Source organism: Streptomyces nojiriensis (assembly GCF_017639205.1).
Lineage (GTDB): Bacteria > Actinomycetota > Actinomycetes > Streptomycetales > Streptomycetaceae > Streptomyces > Streptomyces nojiriensis.
This window is the reverse complement of the sequence record NZ_CP071139.1, coordinates 7,431,624-7,446,609: the sequence shown is the minus strand read 5'-3', so window position 1 is coordinate 7,446,609 and position 14,986 is coordinate 7,431,624. Positions and strand designations below refer to the sequence as shown.

The following is a 14,986-nucleotide window of genomic DNA, read 5'->3' as shown; positions in this document are numbered from 1 at the left end:
GGCCCGCGGCGTCCGGTGCCGTGCATCGCAAGGCGGAGGGGCGCCCGTGTACTGGACGTACTCGGGCGCCCCGACAACGCGGCGAGGTGCGGTGCCGGGCGTCGCGGGCCAGACGCCACTTTGACGACAGGACCTAGCCCGCATGTCGGCGCCGGGCACCGCCGAGGCCGGGGCATAGTGCTGGTGGCCGCCGATCCGATCCGCAGGAGCCCGCCGTGCCCGACCGTCCCTCCCCGCTCGTGGCCGCCACCGGGGTCGTCCTGGACACGCGCGGCCGGGTCCTCGTACTGACCACCCCGGGCAGGACGGAACCGGAGCTGCCGGGCGGCTCGGTCCACGGCACCGAGACCCCGGAGGAAGGGCTCGCCCGCGCGCTGCGGGAAGGGCTGAACCTCGCTCTGCCCGCCGGCCGGCTGCTGGCGGTGGACTCCCGTCCGCCCGCCACGGCGGGTACGCCCGGCCGCTCCGTGATCGTGCACGTCCACCTCGTCGGCCCGGTCCCGCCGCAGGAGGCCGCGGCGGTCTCCTTCCCCGTCGGGGAAGCGACCGAGGCGCGCTGGCTCCCGCCGGAGGCGGCCTGCGCGCTGCTGCCCGCCCGGGTCGCGCCCCGGCTGCGCGCCGCACTGGCCGCCCTGCACACCGGCTCCTTCGCCCACCTCGTCGACGGGGTGCCCCAGCCGGGCTCCCCGGCCGGTCTGGATCCGGCCCGGCGCGTGGCCCTGGAGCACTCGGGCACCCTCGACCCGGCCAGCCACCGGGCCAGCCGCCCCAAGGCGGTGACCGCGGCGAGCGTGCTGTTCACCGGCTCCGACGGCCGGATCCTGCTGGTACAGCCCGCGTACGGCAGGTCCGACCGCTGGAACCTGCCCGGGGGCGGCATCGACAGCGACCTCGGCGAGATCCCGCGCGCCGCCGCCCGGCGGGAGGTCCTCGAGGAGCTCGGCCTCGACCTCGCCCCGGGCCGGCTGCTCGCCGTGAACTGGTCCCACAAGCCCGGCCGTCCGGCCCGTATCCGTTTCCTCTACGACGGCGGCGTCCTCGACGCCCCCGCCCTCGCCCGGATCCGGCTGGACCGGGCCGAGCTGCTCCAGTGGCGCACCGTCACCCCCGTGGAACTCCCCGGCCTGGTCAAACCCGCCCTGCGGCGCCAGATCACCGCCTGCCTGACCGCCCGCGCCACGGGCGCCGGCCCGCTGGAACTCCACGCGGGCCGCCCCTGACCGGCGGGCGCGGCCGCCGCCGCGCCGGGCCGCGGCGGCGGGGTTACCGTCGGCGGCATGGAGGATGATCGCCGGCGGTGGCGCCCGTGCTTGCTCGGCGGGGCGGTGTTCGCCGTGTGTATGGCGGGCACCACGCTGCCCACCCCCCTGTACGGGCTCTACCAGGAGAAGTTCGGGTTCTCCGAGCTGGTGGTGACCGTCGTGTACGCCGTGTACGCCTTCGGGGTGATCGGCGTGCTGCTGCTGGCGGGCAACGCCTCGGACACCGTCGGCAGGCGTCCCGTGCTGCTGGCCGGTTTGGCCTTCTCGGCGGCCAGCGCCGTCTGCTTCCTGTCCGCCACCGGCATGGGCTGGCTGTACGCGGGCCGGCTGCTGTCGGGGCTGTCCGCCGGGCTGTTCACCGGGGCCGCCACGGCCTACGTGATGGAACTGGCGCCCAGCGGCGGCGCCACGCGGGCCACGTTGGTGGCGACGGCCGCCAACATGGGCGGGCTGGGCTGCGGCCCGCTGCTCGCCGGAGTGCTCGCGCAGTACGCCGCCTGGCCGCTGTACCTGCCGTTCGCCGTGCACCTGGCGCTGGTGGCCGTCTCGGCCGTGGTCCTGGCGCGGCTCCCCGAGACCGTGCGCGACCGCCGGCCGCTGCGTACGGTACGGCCGCAGCGGCCCGGTCTGCCCCCGCAGGTGCGGCCGGTGTTCGTGCCCGCGGCGATCGCCGCCTTCGTGGGCTTCGCGCTGTTCGGGGTGTTCACCTCGGTCAGCCCCGCCTTCCTCGCGCAGTCCCTGGACGTGCACAACCGCGCGGTGAGCGGGCTGGTCGTCGCGCTGGCCTTCTTCGCCTCGACCGCCGGGCAACTGGCCGTCGACCGGGTCGGGGTGGGCCGGTCGCTGCCGCTGGGCTGCGCGGGGCTGCTCGCCGGGCTGGCGCTGCTCGCGGGCGCGCTGTGGTGGGACCTGTTGGCGCTGGTGGTGGCGAGCGCGGTCGTCGGCGGGGCCGGGCAGGGCCTGGCGTTCCGCGGTGCGCTGGCCGCGGTGGCCGCGGCCTCGCCCCCGGACCGGCGCGCCGCGGTGATCTCGATGCTGTTCGTGGTGGCGTACGCGGGCATCTCGCTGCCGGTGATCGGGGTGGGGCTGCTGGTGGGCCCGATCGGTCTGGAGGGCGCCGGGCTGGTGTTCATCGTCTGCATGGCCGTCCTGGTCACGGCCGCGGCCGGCTACCTGCTGCGCCGGCCCGCACGGGCGAGCGCCTGAGCGCGCGGGGCCCACGCTCACCCCGCGCGGCTCCGCACGCTCAGCTCGTCGCCGAGCGGGCTGCGGCGGTAGAGGACCTGCCGTCCGTCGCGCGCCCGGGAGACGAGGCCGGTGGCGTACAGCACGCCCAGGTGCTGGGACACGGCGCTCGCGGTGACCCCGAGGCGGCGGGCCAGCTCGACGGTGGGCAGCGGTTCGTCGAGCAGGCCGAGCAGTCTCGCCTTGGGCGCGCCCAGCAGGGACACCAGGGCGGCCGGGCCGGCGACGGGCTCGCGCGCCCAGAGGGTGGCCACGCCGCGACTCGGGTACGCGAGCGTCGGCGCCTCCTCGGGGCTGACCGGGGGTGCGGGCTTGTGCGCGAACACGGACGGCACGAGGAGCAGCCCGCGGCCGGACGCCACGACGCGGTGCCGGCTGATCATCTGCCCGATGTGCAGCACGCCGTCGTGCCACCGCAGGTTCGGGTGGATGTCGGCGAAGAGGAGACGGGCTCCGCCCATGGCCAGCTGCCGCGCGCGATAGGTCATGTCGGCCTCCAGCAGGAGGCGCATCCGCGGCCACATCGGCTGGACGGCGATCTCCCAGTACCGGCGCAGCAGCGCGCACAGGGCGTCGCGAAGTGCGGCGACGGGTCCGTCGTCGGGGGCGAGGGCGGCGCGCAGCGGGGCGGGGAGCGGGTCCGGGGCGTGCGCGGCCAGCAGGTCGCGGCGGACCAGGTCGGGGGGCGTCCGGCCGACGGTGGCCAGTTCCTCCTCGAAGGAGGGCGCGAAGCTCGCGGGGCGGGGGGTGAGGAAGTCGGGCAGGGTGCGCCGTACCGCGACCACGGACATCAGCAGCTCGGTGTCGAGCCCGCCGAGTGCGCCCGGTGCGTCCGGTGTGCCGAGGACCGACCTGCGCCACGGGAGGTGCAGGGCGGAGAGCCCCGGCTCGCGCAGCACGCGCAGGCTGAGGACGGTCTCGTACAGGGGTGAGAGCGCGAACCGGGTGTCGGCGAGGTCCTCGACGCCGAGCTCGAAGCTGATCATGAAGGCATACGCTACATCGATTGTCGCGTCCGGGGTCGTGCCGTGAACTCCCCTCATGACAACTCCCCCCATGACGGGCGCCGTTCACCGGGGGTCCGGGATGAGCCGCCGGTTGCTCCTGCTCCTCACCCTGACCTGCGCCGTCGGCGTGGGCACGGTCTACTTCCCGCAGGCCGTCAGCCCGCTGGTCGTCACGGCCCTGCACGCGTCGCCCGGCTCGGCCTCCCTGGTGGTGACCGCGATCCAGATCGGCTACACGGCCGGGATCTTCCTGCTGGTGCCGCTCGGCGACCGGCTCCCGCACCGCCCGTTCCTCGTCACCCTGCTGGCCCTGACCGGCGCCGGCCTGCTGGCCGCGGGCTGTGCGCCGGGGCTCGCGCCGCTCCTCGCCGCCGCGGCCGTCGTCGGGGTGACCACGGTGGCCGCGCAGGTCATCGGGCCGCTGGCGGCCGGTCTGGTGGCCGCCGACCGCCGGGGAGCCGTACTGGGCACCCTGCTGAGCGGTTCGACCGGCGGCATGCTGCTCGCCCGCACCTTCGGCGGGACGCTCGGGGAATGGCTCGGGTGGCGGGCCCCCTACCTGGCGGCCGGGGCCGTGGCCCTGCTGCTGGCGGCCGTCCTGGCCCGCACCCTGCCGGTCACCACTGCGACCTCGCGCCGGCCGTACCCGGCGCTGCTGGCCGAGCCGCTGCGTCTGCTGCGCACCGAGCCGGAGCTGCGCCGCTCCTGCCTCTACCAGGCGGCGGTCTTCGGCGCCTTCTCGGCGGTCTGGACCTGCCTGGCGCTGCTGCTCACCGGCCCGGCCTACGGTCTGGGCGCCCACGCGGTGGGGATGCTCGCCCTGGTGGGCGCGGTGACCATGCTGTGCACCCCGTACGCCGGGCGTCTGGTGGACCGCAGGGGAGCGGACCGGGTGAACCTCTGCTGCCTGCTCGGGGTCCTCGTCTCGGCCGCGGTCCTCGCGGCGGGCGCCGGCGGCGGGGCGGCGGGACTGGCCGCGCTGGCGGGCGGCACGCTGCTGCTCGACGTCTCGATGCAGTCCGGCACGGTCGCCAACCTGGCCCGGGTGTACGCCGTGCGGCCCGACGCCCGCAGCCGGCTCAACACGGCGTACATGACCTGCGCGTACCTGGGCGGCAGCGGCGGGTCCTGGCTGGGCGTACGGATCTACGGCCGGGCCGGCTGGCAGGGCGTGTGCGCGCTGGTGGCCCTGCTGGCCGTGATCGCCCTGGCCCGGCATCTCGTGGCGCCGCACGGGCGCGACGCGCGACAGGCGGGGGGCGATGGGCGGGGCGCCCCGGTGCCGGCCGGCATCGGGGGCCCGCCCACCGCCGCCCCGCCTGTCGGATCAGCCGGTCGAACGGTGTGACGGTGGTGCGACGGATCAGACCGCCGGAACCGGGTAGGTCGGGTACTCGACGCCGGACACGTGCTGGACCACACGGATGACCTGGCAGGAGTAGCCGAACTCGTTGTCGTACCAGAGGTAGAGGATGGCGTTGTCGCCGTCCACCTTGGTGGCGCCCGCGTCGACGATCGAGGAGTGGCGCGAACCGACGAAGTCCATGGAGACCGCGTCGGGTGCCGTGGTGAAGTCGATCTGGCGCTTGAGCGGCGAGTGCAGCGAGACGTCGCGGAGGTAGTCGAGGACCTCTTCGCGGGTGGTCTCACGGCCCAGGCGCAGGCTCAGGATGGCGATCGAGACGTCCGGGACGGGGACGCGGATCGAGCTGCCGGTGATCGGCGCCTTGAGCTCGGGCAGCGCCTTGGCGACGGCGGAGGCGGCGCCGGTCTCGGTGATGACCATGTTCAGCGGCGCGGAGCGGCCACGACGGTCGGCCTTGTGGTAGTTGTCCAGCAGGTTCTGGTCGTTCGTGAACGAGTGGACGGTCTCCACGTGACCGCGCAGGACACCGTACTCGTCGTCCATGGCCTTGAGCGGCGGGACGATCGCGTTGGTGGTGCAGGAGGCGCAGGACAGGATCTGCTCGTCCGGCTTGATGGTGTCGTGGTTGACGCCGTGCACGATGTTCGGGACGTCGCCCTTGCCCGGGGCGGTCAGGACGACCTTGTCGATGCCGGGGCGCAGGTGCTTGGACAGACCCTCGCGGTCGCGCCACTTGCCCGTGTTGTCGATGAGGATGGCGTCCTTGATGCCGTGCTCGGTGTAGTCCACCTCGGACGGGTCGTTCGCGTAGATCACCTTGATGGCGTTGCCGTTGGCGATGATCGTGCTGTTCGCCTCGTCGACGGTGATCGTGCCCTGGAACTGGCCGTGGATCGAGTCGCGGCGCAGCAGCGAGGCGCGCTTGACCAGGTCGGCCTCGCCGCCCCCGCGGACGACGACGGCGCGCAGGCGCAGGCCGTTGCCGGAGCCGGCCTTCTCGATCAGCAGGCGGGCGACGAGGCGGCCGATGCGGCCGAAGCCGTACAGGACGACGTCGCGGCCGTCGCCGCGCTCGATCTTGTTCGCGCCGGTGGCACCGGCGACGGCCTCGGCGGTGAACTCGGCCACCGAGAGGCCGCGGTCGTCGCTCTTGTACTCCGCGGCGAGCATGCCGATGTCGATCTGGGACGGGCCGAGATCGAGCGTGGTGAGCACCTGCAGGAACGGCAGGGTCTCGGTGACCGAGAGCTCCTCACCGTCGATCTGCCGGGCGAATCGGTGGGTCTTGAGGATGCTGACCACCGACTTGTTCACCAGGGAACGGCTGTGGAGCAGGATCGTGACGTCCCGCTCCCGGTGCAGCTTCCCGATGATCGGGATCATCGACTCCGCGATCTCCTCGCGGTTCTTCCAGCTGGTGAACGAGTCCTCATTGACAGTCACAGGATTATCTTTCGAGCTAGGCGGTGCTCATATGCTAACCCGCCGCCATTTTGGTCACTTAAGCGGTACCCACCGTGCCGGGAACGGGCACTATGTGACATGAATTTGTACGGATTTTCAATGGTTCGCCGTCAGAAGGTGCCCCGGATCCTCATACCGAGCGGACGGCCGTCCGGGTCGACCAGCAGGTGGTGCAGGGGGGTCGCGAGCACCCGCCGGGTCACGGACAGCTCCGGGGACACGTACCGGCGCAGCCGGCCCGGCGGCCGGGGGCCGGGGCGGCCGCCCGCGTGCCAGGCGTCCAGGGCTGCCGCGCTCGCGGCGAAGGCATCGAAAGCGGACACCGGGTCGCACAGCCCGTCCGCCGCCCCGGTCTCGGTGTGCTCGCACATGAGCTCCAGGCGCAGCTCGCGGGCGAAGGTGCGTGCGCCGTCCCCCAGCCCTCCCGGGTCGGCCGGCCGCCTGGGATCCGGGTGCTCGTCGTACACGGCGCAGCCCAGCTCGGAATCGTGCGTCCACGAACGGAGGTTGATGTTGTCGGAGCCGACCGAGGCCCAGACGTCGTCGATCACGCACACCTTGGCGTGGACGTAGACCGGTGTTCCCGCCCGGTTCTCCAGGCCGTACACCGCGACCCGGTCGCCGCCGGCCCGGCGCAGCTCGTCCAGAGCCGTGATCCGCCCGATCAGGTTCATCGGCAGGGTGAGCGGACCGTCCTCCTCCGGGATGCTGGGGACGACCGCGATCACCCGCAGCCGCGGGTGATCACGCAGCGCCCGGGCGAAGCGGTCCACCACCCGGGGCGACCACAGGTACTGGTCCTCCAGGTAGATCAGCGCCCGGGCCCGCCGCAGGGCCTTGGCGTACCCGCGGGCGATGCTGCGCTCTCCGTCCGGGGCGAAGGGGTAGCCGGAGAGCAGACGGTTCGGATAGGTCCGCAGCAGTTGGACGGTGTGCGTGCCGCACGGCTCCGGATCGGGTGTCTGCGGTGGCAGCGGGTCCGCGCTGACGTCCTCGCGGTGCATCAGCTCCCGCAGGCGGGTGAGCGGGCTCCGGCTGAGCGGAGCCGGATCCTCCCAGCGCTCGCGGAAGACGGCCTCGACGTCGCCCACGACCGGCCCGCGCAGGGCTAGCTGGACGTCGTGCCACGGCGGGTGCGGCCCGTAGGCGGCGGCGAGGGGCAGCGACTGACGGTCACCGCGGTGCGATGCGTCGTCGTTGCGGTTGCGACAGAGGTCGATCCCGCCGACGTAGGCCACGTCGAGCTCAGGGCGGCCGGGGTGGCGCAGCACGACCAGTTTCTGGTGGTGGGAGCCGCCGGGCCGCACGCGCATGTCGAGCAGGCACTCACCGCCGGCCCGCGCGAGCTCCTTGCCGAGGTGGAGGTTCTCCTCTTGGCTGAAGTGAAGACCGTCCAGGTGGGAACGCCACAGCAGGCCCTTGACGATGACGCCGCGCTCGGCCGCCCGGCACAGGACCGAGCCGATTTCCGTGCCGGGTCCGTCGAGCCGCTCGTCGGGGTCGCCGCGCCAGTCGGTGAACAGGAGCAGATCGCCCGGGGCCGTCGCGCGGACGGCCGCGAGGAGCTCCGCAAAGTACACGGCTCCGTGGACCAGGGGCCGTACGTGGTTGCCCGTGGACCAAGCCGTGCAGTCGGGCCGGCGCCGGTCCAGGCGTGTCGCCGGGTTGCCACGTTCACCGGGTTCCAGAAGCCAGTCGGCGCGCGTCATGACTCCGGCCCTCCGATCGCGCTGGAGTACCGCAGTCCCAGGCTAGCCGCGCCCGGGCGGTGCGGCCCGCTCAGCCCACGGGTTCGGCGGCGGCACCGCGGCCGGCCGGCGCCTGCGGTGCCGCGCCCCGGCGCGTCCCGCGGAAGGGCACGTCGGCCATCCGCCGCTCCGGGCCGCGCCGGCGCAGGTGGCGGTAGCCGAGGAAGGCCGCCGGGCCGAAGAACACCTGGGCCGGGATGAGGGCCGGCGCGTGGCCGGTGGCCGCGGCGAGGACGTGCAGCGTGGCGACCGGGGCCACCGCGCCGAAGAGGGCGACCAGCGCGATCCCGGTCCGCAGCCCCGGTTTCCCGTACGCCTTGTAGGCGGTGGTGGTGAACAGGGCGTACGCGAGCAGGTCGCCCATGCCGACCACCGCCCCCAGGTCCTCGCCGATGCGCAGGCCCGCGGCGGGGGCGTACGGATATCCCTGGACGGCGTCGGACAGCTGCTGGGTCAGCGGTACGACCCAGGCGAAGAAGGCGTCGTAGGCGGCCAGCGCGAGCAGGAACCACGCGACGTTCTTCAGCCGCATGCCGCCCTGCACGTTGAGGTTCGTGGCGGAGACGACGATCAGCGCGACGACGGCGCTGTTCGCCACCCAGTACGGCGGCGCGGTCTCGCCGAAGGCCAGGTGCGAGAGGAGGACGCTCGCGATCAGTACGGCGATCAGGGCCCAGCGCAGCCGGCCGTTCCCGATCACGGGCTGGTAGCCGACGGACAGCCCGCCCGCGAAGACGAGGGCGAGCACCACCGGAAGGACCGCTCCGGGCAGCGCCAGGTAGACGTACGGCAGTGCCAGGACGAAGCCCATCATCATGAAGATGTCGCTGCCGTTGAAGACGCCGACGGGCGGCCTGGGCGTGCGTACGGCCCGGAAGTAGGCGACCGCACCGGCGCACACCCCGACCGCCAGGACGATGGTGACCGCGAGCTGGAAGAAGACGCTCATGCGTGGCTCCGGGTGAAGGTGTGCTCCGACAGGTCGCAGCGGAGGGGGAAGAGGCGCGCGGCCTCCTCCTCGTCCACCGGCAGGACCGTGACGCGGGCGTCGATGTCCTGGGCCCGCAGCCGCTCGGTCACCTCCGCCTCGGTGACCTCCTTGGAGGCGACCTCCACGAGGAGCCGGCCGTCCGCCCCGACCTCCGCCCGGTGGCGCAGCGGGAACGGCAGGCCGGGCGTGCCGTCCAGCGCCTCCACGATGTCGCGCGGGGTCACGATGCCGTCGACGGTGCGGTGCAGCGTGCCCGCCTTCCCGAGGATGTGGGAGACGGCGGGCACCGCCGCCAGCTCGCAGTCCGGTTCGCCCTCCAGGGTGCGGACCACGTCGCCGGTGTTGTACCGCAGGACCGGCATGCACTCCCGGTAGGGGAAGTAGGGGGTGATCGTCAGTTCGCCGAGCCGGCCGGGGGCGGCGGGCTCGCCGGTCGCCAGGTCGAGCACCTCGGTGTACCCCATGTTGGGGTCGATGTGGAGGTGCCGCCCGCTGCAGGTGCGGCCGCTGACCGGCAGCAGTTCGGTCATGCCGAAGGCGTCCCCGACGGTCGGGGCGCCGAAGGTCTCGCGCAGGGCGTCCGACAGCCTCCGCGACAGCATCTCCCCGCCGGCGTAGACCGCGCGCAGCGCGAAGTCGTCGGGTCCGCAGCCGCGCCGCCGGGCTGCGGTGACCATCTGGCCGAGGTAGCTGGGGTTGCCGGTGAGGACGGTGGGCCGGGCGCCGCCGCCATCGCCGAGCAGGTGCGCGACGGACTCCTCCGGCGGGATCTGTCCCACGACGTGGCACGAGGCGTTGGCGAGCCGGCACACCTCGACATCCTCCTGCACGGCGGCCGTCGCCCGGGAGCTGAGGTTGATCTGCATCCGGTCGCCGGGTCCGAGGTCGCCGCGCAGCACCAGGGACAGCGCGATCAGCGCGGGCCACAGTTCCATCTCGTAGCGGGAGAGCCAGATCTGCACGGGGCGGCCGGTGGTTCCGGTCGTCTGGGTCGCCAGGTAGGGGGTACCGCACAGGAAGTCGGCGGGGCGTTCGACGAGGTCGGCCTTGCGGGTCACCGGGATCCCCGTGAGCGTCTCGGCGGTCACGCCGTCGAGGTCGATGCCGGCGAGCCGCTCCCGGTAGAAGGGGGACCGCTCGGCCAGTCGGCGCACGGTCCGCCGGAGCGCGCGGTCCTGCAGGTCCCGGCGCTCGTCGGGGTCGGCGAACGGTCCGTCGGCCAGTTCGTCGACGTCGTCGCCCAGCGAGCCGAACTCCTCCAGGGTGAGGAGGGCGTCGGCGACCAGTCGCTCGACGGCCCGTACGTTCAGCCGCCGGCCGAACACCATCGCCATGGCCACCCGTACCTGGCGGACACCGGTCTCGAGCACTCGTACCTCCCTGGGGTGTGGCGGAGGGGTGGGAGCGACGCGCCGCTCCCACCCCTCACTGCTTCATCGTCAGCTGGCGGAACAGTTGGCGAAGAAGACCGCCGTCATGGCACCCATGACGTACTTGAACTGCTTGGCGCTCGCCTTGATCGCGCTCATCGGATCCTCCTTGTTCGTTCCGGGTGGACGGTCCCTCGGGCTCCTTCGAAGTCGCCGTAACGTTCCGTCACTTGGACGAGAGCACAATGGCGCGATCGGATCGCACGGGCAATGATCTGGTCCATTCAACGGACCGGTGAACGGGGGAAGGCAACACCGAGACCCCCGACGAGCCGGTGCGAACGGGGAGTTCTGGTTCCGTCCGACCGATGGGGCCAGGCGTGAAAGGGGGACCGCCCATGGCCAGATCAGGCGCAGAGGGGCGGGGCGTACTGGAAGGTGCGTTCGCGTTGATGGAGGTGCTCGCGGAGGGCGAGGAAGTGGGGCTGACCCGCCTGGCGACGGACGCGGAGCTGCCGAAGGCCACCGCCCACCGCTTACTGGGTCAGCTGGTGGCACTGGGCGCGGTGCAGAGCCGCTCCGGCCGCTACCGGCTCGGGGCGAGGGCCTTCCGCCTGGGACAGGCCTGGCACCCGGCGCGGGCGCTGCGCGCGGCATCGGCCCGGCCGCTGCGTGAGCTCGCCTCGGCGAACGGCGGGCTGACGCTCAGCCTGTCGGTCGCGGAGGCGGGACAGACGATCGTCGTCGCGGGTCTGCGCGGCGAGGCGGACGACGTCTTTCCGCTCAGACCGGGTGTCGTCCTGCCGCCCGGGAGCGCGGCCGAGCTGATCCTGGCGGCCTCCGCCCCGGTGGCGGAGCCTCCCGGGGGACGGACGGCGGCCTCCTGGGCCCGTGAGGTCGCACAGGCCGGGGAGCTGGGGCTGGCCTTCCGGTACGGGGAGTGCGTGAGCTCCCTCTCGTGCGTGTCGGCGCCGGTACTCTCCGCGTCCGGGCAGGTGGTCGCCGCCGTGGCGGCGACCAGCCCGGACGCCGGACAGATCACCCCGCTGGGCGGGTCGGTGGCCCGGGTGGCGGCGATGATCAGCGCGAACCTGTCCCGGCGGCCGGCCGCCGGGGCCCGGCCGCACCGCGAGTGGCCCGCCCGCCCTCCGGTTCCCGGGGGCCCGCACCCCGCCCTGGCGGGCCCGCGCTAGGCCGCGCCCCCGGCAACCAGGGGGTGGTTCCGGATCGCTCCGGAACCACCCCCTCCTGCGGCCGGAGTGCCGACGGAGGGTGACCGTGCCACGCTGAATCGGGGGAACGCCGACTCCGGCGCGCCGGGTCGGCTCTGCCACCGAGGAGACCGACATGGCCAGTGACGCCGGCAGGGCCCGGACCAGTCAATCGCAGCCCAGCGCCTGGACTGCGCCCACATCGGGTACGACCATCACGGCAGGCGCCCTGATGGTCTTCGCGGGCGCGATGGCGATCTTCGAAGGGATCGCGGCCCTCGCCAGGGACGACCTGATCGTCGTGACGCGGCACTACGTGTTCGAGTGGAGCGTGACGGGCTGGGGCTGGGTCCACCTGATCCTGGGCATCGCCCTCGTCCTCGCCGGCTGCGCCGTGTTCACCGGAGCCCTGTGGGCGCGCTTCTTCGGCGTGGCCATCGCCGGCCTCGGCGCGATCGCCAACTTCCTGTGGCTGCCGTACTACCCCTGGTGGGCCGTGATCCTGATCGCCGTCAACCTGTTCGTGGTCTGGGCACTGTGCGCGGGCATGCAACGGGAGGCCGATGCGAGCATGACCACCTGACCTCGGCCGGAACACCCCGGCAAGGCCGGAAAACGATCGAAGGGCCGCTTCGGATTGCTCCGAAGCGGCCCTTCGATCTACGACTCTCACGAGTCGGGACGACAGGATTTGAACCTGCGACCCCTTGACCCCCAGTCAAGTGCGCTACCAAGCTGCGCCACGTCCCGATGCGCGCTGACCTGGGGTTTCCCCTGGTTGAACGCGCAGGAGAACGATACCGCACTTCGTGGGGTGGTTGCGCGCACCTTTTCCGTCTCCGGGTCCGCTCGGCCGTGTCGCCGCCCTCAGCCCGGGTTCGCGGTCAGCTCCGGATGCGCGGCGATCAGGCGCTTGGGAGCCGCCTGGAGCCAGGAGTCGGTCAGGATGGAGCGCAGCTCGGCCGCGTTCCGCACGGCCGGGAGCCGGACCCGGATCCAGTCGTAACGGTCGTCGTGGCCCGCCCGCAGGAAGAACCTCTCCGGCTCCGCCGCGATCAGCTCGGCCCGGTCCTCCTTGGGGCACTTCACCCCGATCGAGGTGTCGTCGTCGGCGAGCGAGACGAAGATCTTTCCGCCGACCCGGAAGGTCGGCATGCCCCAGGCGAGCTTCTCGCTGCTGTCCGGAAGCGACAGTGCGATCAGGCGGACGTCCTGCGCGGTCGTGGCCATCCCCGGTTCTCCTCTCCAGCCACCGGTACACCCTTGTCCGACGACCGTAGCCCCCGCCACCGACAGATCCGCTCACCCCGCCCTGTCCTCCCGCTCGTGCACCAGTGCCACCAGGTCCGCAGCGAGCGCCTTCACGGTGGCGAGTCCCTCCGCACCCCATTTGCGGGGCACCACGTCCACCGCGCACACCGTGCCCAGGACGATCCCGCGCCGGTCCGTCAGCGGCGCGCCCACGTACGACCGCACCCCGCTCTCGTCCACCACCGCGTTGCCCGCGAAGCGTGCGAAGTCCCGTACGTCCTCCAGCACCAGCGCCCGCCGCCGCACCACCACGTGCGGGCAGTAGCCGTGGTCGCGGGCCAGTACCCGCGCCGGGTACCCGCTCGCCGGGGCCTCGGCGGCATGGTGCAGCCCGGCGAAGAACTGCCGTTCCTCGCCGATGAAGTTGACCCCCGCGTACGGTGCTCCGAGCGTGTCGCAGACGCGCCTCGCGAAGGCGTCCAGTTCGGCGTCCGTACGCTCCCCCAGGCCCAGCTCGCGCAGCCGGACGGCGCGTGCGGGTGCCTCCCGGTCCACCGGCGTGAGCAGCAGGTGTCCGTTCGATTCGTAGTACGTCATGGCGGTTCCCCCGACTCCGAAGACGATGAGCTGACCGTGGACATGCAGAGCAGGTGCCGGACGAGGGTGGCCAGCGCCCCCGTCCCGGAGCTCGCCAGGCGCGCGTCGCACCGGACGACGGGCACCTCGGGCCCGAGCCCCACCGCCTCGCGGACCTCGTCGGGCCCGTAGCGGTGAGCGCCGTCGAACTCGTTGACGGCGACGATGAAGCCGATTCCGCGCCGCTCGAAGAAGTCCACGGCGGGGAAGCAGTCGGCCAGGCGGCGGGTGTCGGCGAGCACCACCGCCCCGAGCGCGCCCGCGCACAGCTCCTCCCAGAGGAACCAGAAGCGGTGCTGGCCCGGGGTGCCGAAGAGGTAGAGCACGTGGCGCTCGTCCAGGGTGATCCGGCCGAAGTCGAGCGCGACGGTCGTCGTGGTCTTCTCCCGGACGCCGTGCAGCGGGTCGCAGCCCGTGCCCAGCCCGCTGAGGAGTTCCTCCGTGCTCAGCGGTTCGATCTCGCTCACCGCACCCACGAAGGTGGTCTTGCCCGCCCCGAACCCGCCCGCGACCAGGATCTTCAGGGTCGCGGGCGGAGCCCCGGCGTCCGCGGCCGGGGCGGCGGGGGCGTCACAGTCGTCTACGCAGGCCATCGAGCACCGCCAGGAGCAGGGACCGGTCGTCGGCGGCGAACGAACTCCCGCCCGGGAACCGGGGCGCCTGCGCCATGACGGCCCCGTGTTCCATGAGATCGGACAGCAGCACCTTCACCACGACGGCGGGCAGCCGCAGCTGCCCGGCCACCTCGGCGACGGTGACGGTGGTGGCCCCCGCGCACATCCGCAGGGCGAGCGTGTGCTCCGCCCCGAGCGGGACGTGCGGCCGCACCCCGGTCGCACTCACCAGCGAGAGCAGGTCGAGCGTGAAGCCCGGCCTGGTCCGCCCCCCGCTGGCGGTGTACGGGCGCATCACACGGCCCGCCGAGTCGTCGAGCCACGGTGTGTCCCGCCCCTTCGCGTACGCCCCCGGCCCCCGGGCCCTCATCGCTCCACATCGGTGACGGGCCGCCGCGGCGGGGCCGCGAGGTACGGACGTACGCTCTTGACCAGCATCGCCATCTCGTAGCCGAGCACACCGGCGTCGGCCTCCCGGTCGGCGAGGACGGCCAGGCAGGTTCCGGATCCGGCCGCGGAGACGAAGACGAGCGCGGTGTCGAGTTCGACCACGACCTGCCGCACCTCGGCACCGTCCGCGAAGCGGGCACCGGCGCTGCGGCCCAGGGAGTACAGGCCTGAGGCGAGGGCGGCCATGTGGTCGGCGCTGTCGGCGTCCATCCCGTGCACGCAGGTCACGAGCCCGTCGGCGGTGAGGAGTACGGCGCTTCGCGTGTACGGCACGCGCTGCACCAGGCCGCTGAGCAGCCAGTCGAGGTCGGAGAGCCGGCCGCCGGTCTTCGTCGCCACTTCGCCGCCCATGGGGGTGCGCTCCTTGCTGA

At 73.2% G+C, this 14,986-nt stretch carries 15 protein-coding genes and 1 tRNA gene; 5 read left to right on the top strand and 11 right to left on the bottom strand.

Features of this window, described 5'->3' with window-relative positions; genetic code table 11:
* Window positions 1-215: 215 nt before the first annotated feature.
* The gene (locus JYK04_RS34410) at window positions 216-1,220 is read left to right on the top strand and encodes an NUDIX hydrolase (RefSeq protein WP_189741283.1); all 1,005 of its coding nucleotides are present in this window, start codon (window positions 216-218) and stop codon (window positions 1,218-1,220) included.
* Window positions 1,221-1,277: 57 nt separating this feature from the next.
* A complete protein-coding gene (locus JYK04_RS34405; protein ID WP_189741280.1) occupies window positions 1,278-2,468 on the top strand; it encodes an MFS transporter in 1,191 nt (396 codons plus the stop codon).
* Between the two features lie 17 nt (window positions 2,469-2,485).
* On the opposite strand, the gene JYK04_RS34400 is transcribed toward JYK04_RS34405, so the two are convergent.
* Complete coding sequence (locus JYK04_RS34400) at window positions 2,486-3,493, bottom strand: helix-turn-helix domain-containing protein (RefSeq protein WP_189741278.1); 1,008 nt, start codon at window positions 3,491-3,493, stop codon at window positions 2,486-2,488.
* Between the two features lie 70 nt (window positions 3,494-3,563).
* Here JYK04_RS34400 and JYK04_RS34395 point away from each other — a divergent pair, with 70 nt between their 5' ends.
* Window positions 3,564-4,862: an MFS transporter gene (locus JYK04_RS34395; protein WP_373317557.1), complete on the top strand. Its 1,299-nt coding sequence runs from the start codon at window positions 3,564-3,566 to the stop codon at window positions 4,860-4,862.
* A 15-nt stretch (window positions 4,863-4,877) separates the two neighbouring features.
* Here JYK04_RS34395 and JYK04_RS34390 read toward each other — a convergent pair whose 3' ends face one another.
* The 4 genes from JYK04_RS34390 to JYK04_RS34375 form a co-directional block, all read right to left on the bottom strand.
* Window positions 4,878-6,323, bottom strand: coding sequence for a glyceraldehyde-3-phosphate dehydrogenase (locus tag JYK04_RS34390; RefSeq protein WP_189741272.1), 1,446 nt, complete (start codon window positions 6,321-6,323; stop codon window positions 4,878-4,880).
* Window positions 6,324-6,454: 131 nt separating this feature from the next.
* A complete protein-coding gene (locus tag JYK04_RS34385) occupies window positions 6,455-8,053 on the bottom strand; it encodes a phospholipase D family protein (protein ID WP_189741269.1) in 1,599 nt (532 codons plus the stop codon).
* Between the two features lie 70 nt (window positions 8,054-8,123).
* Window positions 8,124-9,041, bottom strand: a complete 918-nt coding sequence (locus JYK04_RS34380) for a hypothetical protein (protein WP_189741266.1) — start codon at window positions 9,039-9,041, stop codon at window positions 8,124-8,126.
* Window positions 9,038-10,453: a phenylacetate--CoA ligase family protein gene (locus JYK04_RS34375; protein ID WP_189741263.1), complete on the bottom strand. Its 1,416-nt coding sequence runs from the start codon at window positions 10,451-10,453 to the stop codon at window positions 9,038-9,040. Before JYK04_RS34375 ends, JYK04_RS34380 begins: the two co-directional genes overlap by 4 nt.
* A gap of 398 nt (window positions 10,454-10,851) precedes the next feature.
* Here JYK04_RS34375 and JYK04_RS34370 point away from each other — a divergent pair, with 398 nt between their 5' ends.
* Window positions 10,852-11,646, top strand: coding sequence for an IclR family transcriptional regulator (locus JYK04_RS34370; RefSeq protein ID WP_189741260.1), 795 nt, complete (start codon window positions 10,852-10,854; stop codon window positions 11,644-11,646).
* Window positions 11,647-11,800: 154 nt separating this feature from the next.
* Entirely contained in the window at window positions 11,801-12,247 is a 447-nt protein-coding gene (locus JYK04_RS34365) for a DUF7144 family membrane protein (protein WP_189741257.1), read from the top strand.
* A 93-nt stretch (window positions 12,248-12,340) separates the two neighbouring features.
* On the opposite strand, the gene JYK04_RS34360 is transcribed toward JYK04_RS34365, so the two are convergent.
* From JYK04_RS34360 to JYK04_RS34335, 6 genes are all read right to left on the bottom strand, one after another.
* Window positions 12,341-12,414: transfer RNA gene (locus tag JYK04_RS34360), tRNA-Pro, on the bottom strand.
* A 117-nt stretch (window positions 12,415-12,531) separates the two neighbouring features.
* A complete protein-coding gene (locus JYK04_RS34355; RefSeq protein ID WP_189741254.1) occupies window positions 12,532-12,894 on the bottom strand; it encodes an MmcQ/YjbR family DNA-binding protein in 363 nt (120 codons plus the stop codon).
* Window positions 12,895-12,966: 72 nt separating this feature from the next.
* Complete coding sequence (locus tag JYK04_RS34350) at window positions 12,967-13,512, bottom strand: GAF domain-containing protein (protein ID WP_189741251.1); 546 nt, start codon at window positions 13,510-13,512, stop codon at window positions 12,967-12,969.
* Entirely contained in the window at window positions 13,509-14,144 is a 636-nt protein-coding gene (locus tag JYK04_RS34345) for a GTP-binding protein (RefSeq protein ID WP_189741248.1), read from the bottom strand. The genes JYK04_RS34350 and JYK04_RS34345 overlap by 4 nt, the downstream gene beginning before the upstream one ends.
* Window positions 14,122-14,535, bottom strand: a complete 414-nt coding sequence (locus JYK04_RS34340; protein WP_189741246.1) for a DUF742 domain-containing protein — start codon at window positions 14,533-14,535, stop codon at window positions 14,122-14,124. Before JYK04_RS34340 ends, JYK04_RS34345 begins: the two co-directional genes overlap by 23 nt.
* Window positions 14,532-14,966, bottom strand: coding sequence for a roadblock/LC7 domain-containing protein (locus JYK04_RS34335; protein WP_189741442.1), 435 nt, complete (start codon window positions 14,964-14,966; stop codon window positions 14,532-14,534). The genes JYK04_RS34340 and JYK04_RS34335 overlap by 4 nt, the downstream gene beginning before the upstream one ends.
* Between the last annotated feature and the right edge of the window lie 20 nt (window positions 14,967-14,986).